This window comes from Chroococcidiopsis sp. (assembly GCF_051657925.1).
GTDB lineage: Bacteria > Cyanobacteriota > Cyanobacteriia > Cyanobacteriales > Chroococcidiopsidaceae > Chroococcidiopsis.
Genome location: NZ_JBOFLP010000137.1, coordinates 1 through 13,542, shown reverse-complemented (window position 1 = coordinate 13,542; position 13,542 = coordinate 1). Strand labels below are relative to the sequence as shown.

The 13,542-nt window shown below is 45.4% G+C and carries 16 protein-coding genes; 13 read left to right on the top strand and 3 right to left on the bottom strand.

The genetic code is table 11. From position 1 onward, the window contains the following. Positions 1 to 50 precede the first annotated feature (50 nt). Positions 51 to 1,490, top strand: a complete 1,440-nt coding sequence (locus ACRC32_RS10645) for a cation:proton antiporter (protein WP_438553931.1) — start codon at positions 51 to 53, stop codon at positions 1,488 to 1,490. Positions 1,491 to 1,536: 46 nt separating this feature from the next. On the opposite strand, the gene ACRC32_RS10640 is transcribed toward ACRC32_RS10645, so the two are convergent. Further along, positions 1,537 to 2,241 carry a rhomboid family intramembrane serine protease gene (locus ACRC32_RS10640; RefSeq protein WP_438553930.1) on the bottom strand — a complete coding sequence of 235 codons (705 nt, stop codon included), beginning with the start codon at positions 2,239 to 2,241 and terminating at the stop codon, positions 1,537 to 1,539. A gap of 243 nt (positions 2,242 to 2,484) precedes the next feature. Between ACRC32_RS10640 and ACRC32_RS10635 the strand changes: the two genes are divergently transcribed. The 8 genes from ACRC32_RS10635 (at position 2,485) to fumC (ending at position 8,233) form a co-directional block, all read left to right on the top strand. After that, a complete protein-coding gene (locus ACRC32_RS10635; RefSeq protein ID WP_438553929.1) occupies positions 2,485 to 2,664 on the top strand; it encodes a hypothetical protein in 180 nt (59 codons plus the stop codon). Next, a complete protein-coding gene (locus tag ACRC32_RS10630) occupies positions 2,636 to 2,800 on the top strand; it encodes a hypothetical protein (protein ID WP_438553928.1) in 165 nt (54 codons plus the stop codon). The genes ACRC32_RS10635 and ACRC32_RS10630 overlap by 29 nt, the downstream gene beginning before the upstream one ends. 37 nt (positions 2,801 to 2,837) lie before the next feature. After that, positions 2,838 to 3,407, top strand: a complete 570-nt coding sequence (locus ACRC32_RS10625; protein WP_438553927.1) for a DUF4126 domain-containing protein — start codon at positions 2,838 to 2,840, stop codon at positions 3,405 to 3,407. A 236-nt stretch (positions 3,408 to 3,643) separates the two neighbouring features. Continuing rightward, complete coding sequence (locus ACRC32_RS10620; RefSeq protein WP_438553926.1) at positions 3,644 to 3,973, top strand: S-layer protein; 330 nt, start codon at positions 3,644 to 3,646, stop codon at positions 3,971 to 3,973. A 338-nt stretch (positions 3,974 to 4,311) separates the two neighbouring features. Next, positions 4,312 to 5,322, top strand: a complete 1,011-nt coding sequence (locus ACRC32_RS10615; protein ID WP_438553925.1) for a zinc-dependent alcohol dehydrogenase family protein — start codon at positions 4,312 to 4,314, stop codon at positions 5,320 to 5,322. A gap of 68 nt (positions 5,323 to 5,390) precedes the next feature. Next, a complete protein-coding gene (locus ACRC32_RS10610; protein WP_438553924.1) occupies positions 5,391 to 5,882 on the top strand; it encodes a DinB family protein in 492 nt (163 codons plus the stop codon). A 31-nt stretch (positions 5,883 to 5,913) separates the two neighbouring features. Continuing rightward, positions 5,914 to 6,708: an SDR family NAD(P)-dependent oxidoreductase gene (locus ACRC32_RS10605; protein ID WP_438553923.1), complete on the top strand. Its 795-nt coding sequence runs from the start codon at positions 5,914 to 5,916 to the stop codon at positions 6,706 to 6,708. Between the two features lie 124 nt (positions 6,709 to 6,832). After that, complete coding sequence (gene fumC, locus ACRC32_RS10600) at positions 6,833 to 8,233, top strand: class II fumarate hydratase (RefSeq protein ID WP_438553922.1); 1,401 nt, start codon at positions 6,833 to 6,835, stop codon at positions 8,231 to 8,233. 92 nt (positions 8,234 to 8,325) lie between these two features. On the opposite strand, the gene ACRC32_RS10595 is transcribed toward fumC, so the two are convergent. Beyond that, the gene (locus tag ACRC32_RS10595; protein WP_438553921.1) at positions 8,326 to 8,475 is read right to left on the bottom strand and encodes a hypothetical protein; all 150 of its coding nucleotides are present in this window, start codon (positions 8,473 to 8,475) and stop codon (positions 8,326 to 8,328) included. Between the two features lie 361 nt (positions 8,476 to 8,836). Between ACRC32_RS10595 and ACRC32_RS10590 the strand changes: the two genes are divergently transcribed. Together ACRC32_RS10590 and ACRC32_RS10585 are read left to right on the top strand one after the other, a co-directional pair. Further along, positions 8,837 to 9,922: an RRXRR domain-containing protein gene (locus ACRC32_RS10590; protein ID WP_438553920.1), complete on the top strand. Its 1,086-nt coding sequence runs from the start codon at positions 8,837 to 8,839 to the stop codon at positions 9,920 to 9,922. Between the two features lie 117 nt (positions 9,923 to 10,039). Beyond that, positions 10,040 to 10,786, top strand: coding sequence for an SPOR domain-containing protein (locus ACRC32_RS10585; RefSeq protein WP_438553919.1), 747 nt, complete (start codon positions 10,040 to 10,042; stop codon positions 10,784 to 10,786). A gap of 20 nt (positions 10,787 to 10,806) precedes the next feature. Here ACRC32_RS10585 and ACRC32_RS10580 read toward each other — a convergent pair whose 3' ends face one another. Then, the gene (locus ACRC32_RS10580) at positions 10,807 to 11,223 is read right to left on the bottom strand and encodes an MAPEG family protein (RefSeq protein WP_438553918.1); all 417 of its coding nucleotides are present in this window, start codon (positions 11,221 to 11,223) and stop codon (positions 10,807 to 10,809) included. Positions 11,224 to 11,429: 206 nt separating this feature from the next. On the opposite strand from ACRC32_RS10580, the gene ACRC32_RS10575 reads away from it, so the two are divergent. Both ACRC32_RS10575 and ACRC32_RS10570 read left to right on the top strand, forming a co-directional pair. Next, the gene (locus tag ACRC32_RS10575) at positions 11,430 to 12,989 is read left to right on the top strand and encodes an NAD(P)H-hydrate dehydratase (RefSeq protein ID WP_438553917.1); all 1,560 of its coding nucleotides are present in this window, start codon (positions 11,430 to 11,432) and stop codon (positions 12,987 to 12,989) included. A 109-nt stretch (positions 12,990 to 13,098) separates the two neighbouring features. Then, a partial coding sequence (locus tag ACRC32_RS10570) for an MHYT domain-containing protein (RefSeq protein ID WP_438553916.1) occupies positions 13,099 to 13,542 on the top strand: 444 nt, incomplete at its 3' end.

The window sequence follows — 13,542 nt, the reverse complement described above, 5'->3', positions numbered from 1 at the left end:
CCGACTCCCGAATTAACGGCACAATGAGAAAAGTGACTTGAGGTTAAAGCATGAATTTTGGTGGACTGATTTCCGCAGCACCAGTATTTGACGCGATCGCCTGGTTCGATCCGATTCGCATCGGTAGCACTTCTTTACTTGCCAGTGCGTCAACAGCAGACACTGCTCCCTTCATTTTCGCTGGCATCTTAGCTAGCCTGGTTGTGATTTACTTAGCCAGTACCATTGGCGGGGAAGTTTGCGCGCGGCTGAATTTACCACCAGTTTTAGGGCAACTTATTGGCGGCTTGGTGGTCGGGATCTCGGCTTTACATTTGTTGGTTTTTCCAGAAGGTGGCGGCGACAGTTCTAATTCCCTGTTAATGAGATTTCTAGAAGCTACGGCGGGATTGAGTGTAGATGGAGTGACGACAACATTTCAAACAGACAGCGAAGTGATTTCCGTTCTGTCAGAAATTGGTGTGGTGATTTTACTGTTTGAAATTGGGTTAGAGTCCAATTTACAAGAATTGTTGCGTGTTGGGACTCAAGCTACAATCGTCGCGATCGTTGGCGTGGTGACACCGTTTCTCTTCGGTACTTTAGGTTTAATTGCCTTATTCCATATCTCCACCGTACCAGCTATTTTTGCAGGGGCAGCTTTGACGGCAACTAGCATCGGTATTACGGCTAAAGTTTTGGCAGAACTCAACTATCTCAACCGTTCGGAAGGACAAATTATTATCGGGGCAGCGGTGCTAGATGATGTTTTGGGTATCATCGTCCTAGCTGTAGTTGCTAGTCTTGCTAAAACTGGAGAAGTCGAACTGACAAATATTCTCTATTTGATTATCAGTTCGGTCGTGTTTTTAGTAGGAGCAATTTTAATCGGACGCTGGTTAAATCCCTACTTCGTCCAGTTAGTCGATGCACTCAAAACTCGCGGTCAATTATTAATTCCAGCACTGATTTTTGCTTTTGTCTTGTCCTACATTGCCACTGTCATCAAATTAGAGGCAATTTTGGGTGCTTTTACTGCTGGGTTAGTATTAGCAGAAACGCAAAAATGTCGCGAATTGAAAAATCAGGTTGTACCGATCGCAGATATTCTCGTACCAATTTTCTTTGTGGTTGTTAGTGCCAAGACAGACATCGGTGTTTTAAACCCAGCCGTCCCAGCAAATCGGGAAGGGCTGATTATGGCAAGCTTTCTAATTGTCGTGGCAATTTTGGGTAAAGTTGTCACTGGCTTCACCGTCTTCGGGCAAGAAAAAGTCAATCGTTTAGCGATCGGCGTAGGTATGATTCCTAGAGGTGAAGTAGGACTTGTTTTTGCTGGCATTGGTTCTGCTACTGGGGTGTTACCTCCTGCCTTAGATGCAGCAATTATTGTCATGGTCATTGTCACCACATTTATCGCTCCACCACTATTACAAATTGTGTTTCAGCGATCGCCAGAACAGAATTTACCGCAACCAGAAGCGATCGCACCATCGCCGAAGTCTCAATAATAGAATGTAGAGACGTTACATGTAACGTCTCTACATTGCGTTTTAATTAATCGCGTTTCAACAATCCAAACATCGGGGCGAGAATTGCCCCAAATACAAATCCTCCGGCGTGCGCCCAATAAGCTACACCGCCACTTTCCATCCCAATATTGCTAGGAACTTGTAAGCTGGCAACACCATATAAAGCTTGTTGAACAAACCACAATCCTAAGAAAAAAACTGCCGGAATTTGCAAGGTAGTCACGAAGAACCCCAGAAACACTAAAGTCAATACCCTTGCTTGGGGATAGCGCAAAATGTACGCGCCCATCACTCCTGCGATCGCCCCACTTGCACCTAATGAAGGAATAGTTGAATTGGGTGAGAAGAACCACTGAGATAATGCTGCTAAAACTCCACAAGTAAGATAAAAAATCAAAAATTTTACATGTCCCAAACGGTCTTCTACGTTATTCCCAAAAATCCAGAGAAACAGCATATTTCCAGCTATATGTAAGAAACCGCCATGCAAAAATTGAGATGAAATTAATGTCATCCATTCTGGTAATTGCTGCGGTGTTGGAATGGGACATCTACCCACTATATTTCCTGATAATTGGCAAGGTACGACAGCAGATGAATAGAAAAATTCTTGTAATTGTTGTTGATTCAGAGTTAATTGGTAAAGAAAAATACCAATATTTGCACCGATTAATCCATAGGTAATGTAAGGTGTAATTGATGTTGGAATGTCATCGCGCAAAGGGAACACAGAATTTTTCCTTATCGTGAAACTGCTTGTCAAAATTCTAGCTTAAGTATTTTTTACCACAATAGAGGAAGTCAAAAGTCAAAAGTCAGAAGTCAAAACTTTTCTCATGACTCACTACTCACTTTCACAAAATTACTCCTAAAGGTAGAGCAACAATTAAATCAAACTACATGTGAGAGAGAGGAGATTGAATTTCATTGCTGTATAGAATGATGCCAAAACAGCGTGAATTTGGAAAAAATTATGTCTGAAGAAGAGAAAAACACATCAGCTTCCGGCGGCTATCAAACCCCCGTTGAGGAAGACATTCGCAAAACTGGTAATGTAGCTCAAACCGATGCTAAGCCCTCTGCTGTACCGGAATCTGGCAGCAGCGATCAAATTGTAGAAGGTGGTGGCAATCAAGGTACTGAAAAGCGCTAGCATTAATCAGGGAGCAGGGAGCAGGGAGAAGAGAGCTGAGGGAGCTGAGGGAGCAAGACAATTCAAAATTCAAAATTTCCCCACACTTCCCACACTTCCCACACTTCCCACACTCCCCACACCGCTCACCACGTAGCACTCACCACTCTTTCCCGACTCCCCATTCCCCAAAGATGGATACCATAGAAGGCATTAGTATCGGTATTGCTTTAAGTGCTGCTTGTGGCTTTCGGATTTTTATTCCACCGTTAGTCATGAGTATTGCAGCTGTTTTCGGTCATTTGCCCCTGGCTTCAGGTTTTGCCTGGATGGGGACTTATCCGGCACTGATAGCTTTTGCTGTGGCGACGGCGGTGGAAGTGGGGGCTTACTATATTCCTTTAGTAGACCACTTGCTAGATACTATTGCTACCCCAACCGCGATCGCAATTGGTACTGCTATTACCGCTGCTTTTCTACCCGATACCGATCCTTTACTCAAATGGACTTTAGCCGCGATCGCAGGTGGTGGTACAGCTGGTACAATTCAAGGCTTAACCGGAATTGCTCGTATATCTTCTACTGCTTTGACAATTGGACTCGGTAATTCAGTCGTAGCGACAATTGAATCTTTCGGCGCGTTTATTTTGTCAATCTTGGCGCTCGTATTACCTTTCTTGGCTATTAGTTTAGTTGTGGTTTTAGTTGTAGTTAGCTTGAGTAAAATAATGCAGATCTTTTATAGTAGAAAGCAGGTTGAATAGTTCGTATTTTTAAGTTGCGCCCGTCTATTTTCTTTCAAATACGTCATAGAAGATCCCCCCAACCCCCCTTAAAAAGGGGGGCGATGAAATTGGATATATGGCAAATGACAAATTTATGACAATTATTTGCTTTCAACTACGTCATAGAAGATCACCCCATCCACCCTTAAAAAGGGGAGCGATAAAATCAGATATATTACAATGACAAATGACAAATGATAAATGACAAATGACAAATGACAAATGACAAATTCATGACAAATAAAAATATCGCGATCGTTTTCCTTCTGTTGACAAGTTTTGCTGTGCCAGTTAAAGCGCAAATTCAACCATCTGAATCACAGTCGCCTTCAAAGTCTCCTACTGAGATCGCCCCATTTGCGCCTAACCAAATTGCTGAGGCTTGCATTCAAAATCGGGCTGAAACACTGCCATCTCCTTTTACCGATGTCCCGCAAAATCACTGGGCTTTTAAAGCAGTTATGACCATGCATTATTGCGGAGCTTTTCGTCAAGCTGCATCTCCAAAATTATTTGAACAAACAACACCAATACCAAATAGGTAGAATCTCAAGTCAAAAATCAAAAGTCAAAAAAGAAATTTATTGAGGATAGAATCGCTCGTTCTTTCATTAAGCTGGTGTAGTTCTCGATCTAATTTTCGCTGCTGTTGGATTAAGATTTCAAAATCTTCTCTTGTTGCTAGATTTGGCTGATTTGAGCGAAGATTGCGATCGATCTGCTCTAAACAAGCGTAACCTTAATTTTGCCAACATTAGTAATAAACTCAGCTATCTGTTTTTTTCCATCCTAGCTAATGCTCGATCGACTGCAAAATTTTCTTATCATGTAGAGACGTTATCACGTAATATCTTTAAACGCTCAACCTAGATAGAGGAATGCAATGAAGGTATATGAAATTCAGAATTCATTCGGCTTAGACTCTCTAAACATTGCAGAACGTCCAGATGCTAGCCCCAGTTACGGACAAGTATTAATTAAAGTCCGGGCAGTATCCTTGAATTACCGCGATCTGATGGTGGTGAAAGGGCTATACAATCCCAATATACCTTTACCTTTGATTCCCTTTTCTGATGGCGCGGGAGAGGTGGTAGCAGTAGGGGAAGGAGTGACGCGAGTGAAAGTAGGCGATCGCGTGGCGGGTATTTTCTTCCAAAATTGGATCGCCGGAAAACTAACCGCAGCAAAAACTAACTCCGCTTTAGGTGGAGCTATAGACGGAATGCTAGCAGAATACGTAGTCTTACACGAAGATGGCTTAGTACACGTTCCAGCGCACTTCACAGACGCAGAAGCAGCTACTCTACCCTGCGCCGCCGTTACCGCTTGGAATGCCTTATTTGACTCTGGTAACCTCCAAGCTGGCGAGACAGTACTCGTACAAGGTACAGGTGGGGTTTCGATTTTTGCCCTTCAGTTTGCCAAAATTGCAGGGGCGCGGGTTATTGCTACCTCCAGCAGCGATGAAAAGTTGAAAAAAGTCAAGCAATTAGGGGCTTCAGAAACAATTAATTACAAACAAACTCCTCATTGGGGCAAAATAGCTAGAGAATTAGCTGCTGGTGAGGGTGTTGATTTAGTCGTAGAAGTTGGCGGGGCGGGAACTTTAAACGAATCTTTACGGGCTGTACGTATAGGCGGACAAGTGAGCTTAATTGGCGTTCTTAGTGGTGGTAGTGGCGAAATTAATACCGTATCGATATTAATGAAAAGCGTGCGCCTACACGGAATTTATGTCGGTTCGCGAGAAATGTTTGAAGCCATGAATCAAGCAATTACACTACATCAAATGAAGCCAATTATCGATCGCGTCTTTCCTTTTTCCGAAGCACGAGAAGCCCTGAAGTACATGGAAAGCGGTTCTCACTTCGGCAAAATTTGCCTCCAATTCTAAAACTAACTCATACAACCTTCTAACCTTCTACTCCCTATTCCCTGCTCCCTGCTCCCTTCAAAACTAATATGCTTGTCGAACATTTTCAAATGCTCGCCCGCTACAACAGTTTGGCAAATCACAAATTATATCAAGTCTGTTTCCAGTTAAGCGATGCAGAACGCAAGCAAAACCGACCGGCATTTTTTAAGAGCATTCATGGCACGCTCAATCATATTTTAGTGGGCGATTGCATTTGGATGACACGGTTTGCAGGCGATCGCATACCATCAACTATGCTCGATGCAATTCTTTACGAAGATTATGAGGAATTGTGGATGGCACGTAGAGTAGAAGATGAGCGGATCGAAACCTTTGTTGCCAATCTAACTGCGGAATTTTTGCACGGGACAATTGAGTACGTCAACAATGCTGGAAAAACTTGTATAGATCCAGTCAATTTATTAGTCGCTCACTTTTTCAACCATCAAACTCACCACCGAGGACAGATTCACGACATGGTGACACAGACTACAATTTCACCACCATCTTTAGATATGCATCGCTTGATTAGACCTTAATCTGTGACCTTAATCTGTAAGGAGCGATCGAATGGATCTTCAACTAACGGACAAAATCGCCCTAATTAGTGGTTCTACCGCTGGAATTGGCTTAGCGATCGCGACGATCTTAGCCCAAGAGGGGGCAACTGTGGTGATTAATGGCAGGAAACCAGAGCGAGTTGGTAGTGCTATGGATAAAATTAGGCAGATTTATCCAGAGGCAAAATTACAAGGCGTAACAGCAGATTTATCTACCGCAGTCGGTGCTGAGTTAACGTTTCAGCAAGTACCAGTCGTAGACATTTTGGTAAATAATGTGGGATTTTATCAAGTCAAGGAATTTGGCGAAATCACGGATGTAGATTGGATGGAAATTATCGAAACTAACGTCATGAGTGGCGTGCGGTTATCGCGGCATTACTTACCGCTCATGCTGCAACAAAACTGGGGACGGATTATTTTTATCTCCAGCGAATCAGCTGTGAATATTCCCGCTGAAATGATCCATTATGGTGTAACCAAAACCGCCCAGCTTGCTTTAGCGCGGGGAATGGCAGAAACTACAGTTGGCAGCGACGTTACAGTTAATTCTATTCTGGCAGGTCCCACCAAGTCAGAAGGGGTAGGAACTTTCGTGCAAGACATGGCGCAGTCGCGCCAGATCGATCCTATCCAGGTAGAAAAAGAGTTTTTCGAGAATACTCGCCCTTCTTCCCTAATTAAACGCTTCGCCACGCCGGAGGAAGTTGCGGCTTTAGTTGCTTTCGTAGCCAGTCCCTTAGCATCTGCTATTAACGGCGCAGCCTTGCGGGTTGAGGGGGGAGTGGTGCGATCGATTGTTTGAGGTAAACGACGGTTAAAACTGCTTTATAGTCTGCGTAGCCGCGAATTCTATTCGCCCAGGTTTTCAGTCAGCAATGAAATAGGGTGTAGGGTATAGGATGTGGTGAATTAAGGAACAAATGCTAATGGAACCCATGACTGCTCAAATCAGCACTCGGACTGAAACCGATAGTATGGGGACGATTGAAGTACCGAGCGATCGCTACTGGGGCGCACAAACCCAGCGATCGCTAATTTACTTCGCCATTGGCAACGATACCATGCCACGGGAAATGATTCGGGCGATCGGAATTTTGAAACAAGCGGCGGCGGTTGTCAATCAAGAGTTGGGACAACTACCGGAAGATAAAGCGAGTTTAATCGTGCAAGCCTCAGAAGAGGTAATTTCTGGTAAGCTAGACGACCATTTTCCGTTACGAATTTGGCAGACGGGTAGCGGCACTCAGACCAACATGAATGCAAATGAAGTTATTGCCAATCGAGCGATCGAGCTAGCTGGGGGAGTGTTGGGCAGTAAAAAGCCAATTCATCCCAACGACCACGTAAATATGTCTCAATCTTCCAACGATACGTTTCCGACAGCAATGCACATTGCCGCAGCAGAAGAGACACACCATCGATTGCTGCCAATGGTAAAGCAATTGCGAGATGCATTGGCGGCTAAAGCAGAGGAATTTCAAGAGATTGTCAAAATCGGTCGCACTCACTTGATGGATGCCGTACCTTTGACTTTAGGACAAGAGTTTTCTGGTTATATCGCTCAATTAGAAAAAGATTTAATTCGCATTCAAGCTGCATTACCAGATTTATATGAATTAGCAATTGGTGGTACAGCAGTAGGTACGGGATTAAATACACATCCAGAATTTGCCGATCGCGTGGCGGCAAAAATTAGCGATCGCACCCAATTACCATTTATCTCTGCACCAAATAAATTTGCCGCTTTAGCGGCTCACGATGCGATTGTTGCTGCTAGTGGGACGCTGAAAACCCTAGCAACTTCGTTAATGAAAATTGCCAACGATCTGCGCTGGTTGGGTTCTGGACCTCGTTGCGGTTTGGGAGAGTTAATCTTGCCTGCGAACGAGCCTGGATCGTCAATTATGCCAGGAAAAGTCAATCCCACTCAGTGCGAAGCGATGACGATGGTATGCGTGCAAGTAATCGGAAACGACACCGCGATTGCAGTTGCCGGATCTCAAGGTAACTTCGAGCTAAACGTGTTCAAGCCTGTAATGATTCATAATCTATTGCATTCCATCCGGTTATTAGCCGATGCTTGCTCGTCTTTTACCGAACATTTAGTGGTTGGTATTGAGCCAAATCGAGAACAAATTCAGCATTTCCTCACCAATTCCCTGATGCTAGTCACAGCACTCAACCCGCATATTGGTTACGATCGCGCTGCTGCTGTTGCGAAAAAAGCATATAGCGATCGCACCACGCTACGCCAAGCCTGTGTCGAATTGGGTTTTCTCACCGAAGCCGAATTCGATCGCCTCGTTCGACCGGAGAAAATGATTTAATCAGGGAGCAGGGAGCAGGGAGCAGGGAGCAGGGGAGAAGAGAGCTGGGAGAGGGAGCAGAGGGGCAGAGGGAGCAGAGGGGCAACTACCAACTACCAACTACCAACTACCAATTCTTCCCGTGTATCTACTGAACGTTCAATCGCAGCAGCATGAATCCAGAAAAAGTTTCCGCAGAAATGCTCTGGGGGTAAGAGTGAGGGTGGGTTAATTTTTTCTTTGTATTTTTGTTGCTCCCACACAGCTCAAAAGCTATTTTTCAGCTCAGTGGGTGGGAATGCAACAAAAATTGTTTTATATTCAATAACTACTCGACTTGAAGCACAAGGCTAGCTACGGTCAACTACCCGCCGCTAATTGCTAAGAGCAATATAGCGGGGGCTTGCAAAGAACTAGAAGCCAACTAGTTTGAACAAGACTAAACAGTTGTCTAGAGTGGGCTAAAAGCCAAACTGAATTAACTGGGTGTGGCAGCCCGAATCACGGTAGAGATACTTCCCAAGTCCCTACCCTCTGTGTTAGTCAGTCTCGATGGGATGTACGTACCTCGAAGGGCTTATCGCCATGTTTGTACCTGTCGTTGATTCAAACCAAAGACCGTTAATGCCAACAACACCAGCCAGAGCGCGACGCTGGATTGAGTCGGGCAAGGCGACGGGATTTTGGAAACGAGGCATATTCTGCGTTCGCTTGAATGCAGAACCATCAAACCGCAATACACAACGAGAGATTGGCGGAGGAATTATTCCCCCGCCAACTCTCTCACCAATTGCTGTGGGTATCGACCCAGGTAGTAAACGCGAAGCTTTTACCGTCAAGTCTCAAGCACACACATATCTAAATATCCTGGCTCATGCTGTGGATTGGGTAAAAGATGCAATAGAGACTCGGCGTAATATGCGACGCGCCAGACGGTTTAGAAAAACCCCTTGTCGTCAAAATCGTTCTAACAGACTAGTCAATACCCAAAGACTGCCACCATCTACAAGGGCTAGGTGGCAGTGGAAGTTGCGTATTTGTCGATGGCTCACCAAAATGTTTCCCATTACTGCTTTTGTAGTGGAAGACATCAAGGCTAAAACCTGGAAAAACAGCAAGAGATGGAATACTTCATTCAGTCCACTTGAAGTTGGTAAAACTTGGTTCTACAACCAACTACGTCAACTGGGGATACTAGAAACTAAGTCTGGTATGGAAACTAAAGAGCTACGTGATTCTTTGGGTTTGAAAAAGACCAAGAATAAGCTAGCCGAAAAATTTGAGGCACACAATGTTGATTCGTGGGTCTTGGGTAATTGGTACACCGAAGGACACGAAAAGCCGCGCGTGTCGGCGGAGGAATTATTCCCCCGCCGAACTCGCATAGACAATACGCAACTATTAGTAGTGATTCCCTTGAGATTTCACCGCAGGCAGTTGCATAGACTAGAACACGCTCCTGGCAGTGTTAGACCTCGATATGGTGGCACAATTAGCGTGGGCTTTAAACGGGGTGCTATTGTTTGCCACAAAAAACACGGGCTTTGCTATGTCGGCGGGTTTATGGACTCACCAACCAAGAAAGACCTTCTGCGCCAGGTAATTAGCCTGCATAGTCTAGAGACAGGTAAGCGACTTACTCAAAATGCTCTTGCCTTAGATACAAAATTCTTAACTTACAACACATGGAGGACTAGATATGTGGCATAGATCCTGCCCTCCGTTTCCTGAGCGGGTGCGTTGCGGAGGTTCCCTCCGTTGTAGCACCCCGCGTCCCGTCGCCAAGCTGAGTACAGCTATGGCGAGGGTCTCCACGGAGGCGGAAAGATGAAGCGGCACAATCAATCTCCAATAGTAGCCAAATTTTTTAATTTAGATATAAGGTGGAACCTGGCGATCGCCCCAGCCGTAACTCTATTAGTAGGAACATGGTTAACACTAGCTGCTAACGCTACTCAAACGCAACCCGTAGCTCGCTTCTCGCCTGAAGGGCGAGTATTCCGAATTTCTAATTCTAATTTCACTCCCCGCGAACTTGACTTCCAAGCTCCCTCTTCTGTACCAGTTAACCCCGCACCAGTTAAGCCCGTACCAATAAATCCCGTACTTACTCCTCGCACAACGAGTTACTTGGTTTACGTAAATAATCCAAATGCATTGACGCTACAACGAATCAAACAGTTTGAGCCATCGGCATTCGTGCGCCAGTATCAACAAAGAAACGTGATTCAAGCAGGAATATTTCAACAAACTGCTAACGCCCAAAAACTAGCGATCGCCCTAGAATCTCAAGGCATTGATGCGCGAATTGTCAATCTTTCAACTGGAGAAGATACAGATTTTACAGGTAAATTTTATTTTGTCGTCATTCCTGCTAAACAAGACAAATTAGGTGCGATCGAGCAGCGAATACAACAGCTAAGAATGGGAATGCCAGTCAGAGTTAGCCAGCGCCAAGAACCGCGCACTCACGTAAGAGTGGGACCATTTTTGGCAAAAGAACAAGCCGAAAATTGGCGGCGCTATTTACGAGCTTCAGGACTGAGAAGGGCGCGAGTTTATTACGGGCAATAGTTAATAATTGAATTTATGAACTAGAAAACTGCTAAACACATTAAGGCAACCAAGCAAACAAACTGAATGCCTAAACAGAAAACTCGATACAACGGATTTAAGCCAGCTATGTGAATCAGTGAGTGTGCTAGCCGAAATACGATGTACGCGACAACAAGTGAATCTACCACTGTTCCAGATACGCCTCGAACTGTCAGCAGAAACACAACTCCTAAATATAAAGGTAGGTTCTCTACCAAGTTAGCTTGTACCCGATATAAGCGCCAAAGCAAGCTTTCATCATTTGGTGTGGCGAAATCTTTGACAGAGCCGCCAGCAGAGAGATGTCGAATTCTCACGACAAGCAAAGAGACAACGACAGCGATCGTCCATACGATGAAAATTACTAAACCCCAGAAAGGAAACGTCATATCTACAGTACGCATGACTGAATACATACAATCTGTTCTGGTAAAGAGACTGCTGCTACTATAGCGTTCCTCACGCAATTGCTTTCAATCATCCTGGAGTGCATATAGTTGCTGCTGATATGCGATCGCAGCACGACCCGAAAAGCCGATCGCCTCAAGCTTTATAACTCAAGCGTTAAGCCGTAGCTCGATAAGGCTGGTAGTCTAGATAAAGTAAGCTTTGGATTTGAGCTTTGCTACCAGAACGATCTAGACGCAAACAAATAGAACAAGTCGTAGTTACGGCTGAGCAGATGCGCCAGATTGAGGCGCGGATATTTGCTGCCGGAATGCCTGTAGCGGCTTTGATGGAAAAGGTAGGGGGATCGATCGCCCGACGAGTGCAGGCATTGTATCCCTATCCCCAAGTGCGACGGGTCGGCGTGCTGGTAGGACCAGGACATAATGGTGGCGATGCTTTAGTGGTAGCGCGAGAGTTACATTTCCAAGGGTATGAAGTTCTCATCTACCGTCCGATCGCCAAATTAAAAGAATTAACCAACCAACACGCACAGTATGTTAAGAGTTTGGGCATTCCACATTTTGAGGCGATCGCTCCCTTGCAAGATTGTGACTTATTAATCGATGGCTTATTTGGGTTTGGCATGGAACGCCAAATCACCGAGCCTATCGCCTCAGAGATTCACCAACTCGACCGCTGGTCTATGCCTATTCTCAGCATCGATCTTCCTTCTGGGTTGCATACAGATACAGGAGAAGTGCTAGGAAAGGCAGTTAAAGCAACGCGAACTTTTTGTTTGGGATTGTGGAAGCAAGGATTATTACAAGATCGAGCCTTAGAGTATATCGGTACGGCAGAACTGATCGATTTTGACATTCCCGCAGCAGATATACACGCTGTTTTGGAAGCGCCTAAAGTCAAGCGCGTGACGAGTGACTTGGCGATCGCCACTCTTCCCCTGACTCGTCCGCCAGTCACTCACAAGTACAAACAAGGGCATTTGTTACTCATTTGCGGTTCGCGACGCTATGCTGGCGGTGCATTACTGACAGCTTTAGGTGCTAGAGCAAGTGGTGTCGGAATGCTGTCGATCGCCGTGCCTGAATCGATCAAACCCCTGCTGAACGCGCACCTCCCTGAAGCATTAGTTGTAGGTTGTCCCGAAACTGATAATGGAGCGATCGCCCAGCTCGATTTACCAGAAGGAACCGATTTAGAAACATTTCAAGCTATTGCCTGCGGTCCCGGTCTGACTTTAGAAGCTACGCCGATTATCCAGGGAGTTTTGAACAACGATTGCCCCCTAGTTCTGGATGCAGACGGGTTGAATATTCTTGCCATTTTGGGGACGCAAAAGTTATCGCGGCGATCGTCGCCAACCGTCCTCACACCTCATGCAGGAGAGTTTAAGCGCTTATTTCCCGATGCTCCTAGCCCGATGCAAGACCGCATTAGTGCTGTACGAGAAGCAGCACAGACGAGCAAAGCAGTAGTATTGCTTAAGGGAGCGAGAACGGCGATCGCCAATCCATCAGGTCAAGTCTGGATTAATCCTGAGAGTACGCCTGCATTAGCACGGGGTGGGAGTGGCGATGTTTTAACTGGATTATTGGGGGGACTGCTCGCCCAGGCAACCGCACAACATATCTCAGTGGATGCGATCGCGGCATGTGCGGCATGGTGGCACTCCCAAGCTGGCATTTTAGCAGAACGAGAAAGAACTCAAATCGGAGTAGATGCATTTACATTGACGCAGTTTTTGATTCCAGTTCTGCATCAATCTGTAGGATAGTCATTAAAAATCATACTTTTTGAGGGAGAAAAACTCTGTACTTAAATGGCAAGCTGAAATGAATTAGCCTACGGCAGGATTTTCTGCTGCCAAAATCTCAGCAGCAAGTATGATAGATCGGGAAATAATTCAGATAAGTAGAGCCTTAAGCGCCACCTACGATCTGCGGGTGGTTTTTCTTTCGCTAGCGATCGCTATTTTTGGTGCTTACACAGCGCTAGATTTGGTGGGACAAGTTATTTATGCGCGGGGAATTGCACGGAAATTTTGGACGGTTGGCGGCGCGATCGCTTTAGGAATTAGTGTCTGGGCAATGCATTTTGTTGCCATGCTTGCCTATCAATTACCAATTCCCATCTCTTACAACTTTGGCATCGTTTTACTGTCAATGGCAGTGGCGATCGTGACTGCTGGTTTGGGGCTATTTCTCGTCAGTCGCCTACCGTTGAATTGGCTGTTGCTGTCGTCTGGCAGTTTTTTTGTCGGGCTTGCGACGATCGGGATGCATTACACTGCCATGCACGCGATGTTGGTAGCAGCAGAACCAACCTAC

Excerpts from the sequence above, each read along its gene's own strand:
- ACRC32_RS10645 (WP_438553931.1), top strand. The coding sequence starts at position 51 with ATGAATTTTGGTGGACTGATTTCCGCAGCACCAGTATTTGACGCGATC.
- ACRC32_RS10635 (WP_438553929.1), top strand. The coding sequence starts at position 2,485 with ATGTCTGAAGAAGAGAAAAACACATCAGCTTCCGGCGGCTATCAAACC.
- ACRC32_RS10625 (WP_438553927.1), top strand. The coding sequence starts at position 2,838 with ATGGATACCATAGAAGGCATTAGTATCGGTATTGCTTTAAGTGCTGCT.
- ACRC32_RS10620 (WP_438553926.1), top strand. The coding sequence starts at position 3,644 with ATGACAAATGACAAATTCATGACAAATAAAAATATCGCGATCGTTTTC.
- ACRC32_RS10615 (WP_438553925.1), top strand. The coding sequence starts at position 4,312 with ATGAAGGTATATGAAATTCAGAATTCATTCGGCTTAGACTCTCTAAAC.
- ACRC32_RS10610 (WP_438553924.1), top strand. The coding sequence starts at position 5,391 with ATGCTTGTCGAACATTTTCAAATGCTCGCCCGCTACAACAGTTTGGCA.
- ACRC32_RS10605 (WP_438553923.1), top strand. The coding sequence starts at position 5,914 with ATGGATCTTCAACTAACGGACAAAATCGCCCTAATTAGTGGTTCTACC.
- fumC (WP_438553922.1), top strand. The coding sequence starts at position 6,833 with ATGGAACCCATGACTGCTCAAATCAGCACTCGGACTGAAACCGATAGT.
- ACRC32_RS10590 (WP_438553920.1), top strand. The coding sequence starts at position 8,837 with ATGCCAACAACACCAGCCAGAGCGCGACGCTGGATTGAGTCGGGCAAG.
- ACRC32_RS10585 (WP_438553919.1), top strand. The coding sequence starts at position 10,040 with ATGAAGCGGCACAATCAATCTCCAATAGTAGCCAAATTTTTTAATTTA.
- ACRC32_RS10580 (WP_438553918.1), bottom strand. The coding sequence starts at position 11,223 with ATGTATTCAGTCATGCGTACTGTAGATATGACGTTTCCTTTCTGGGGT.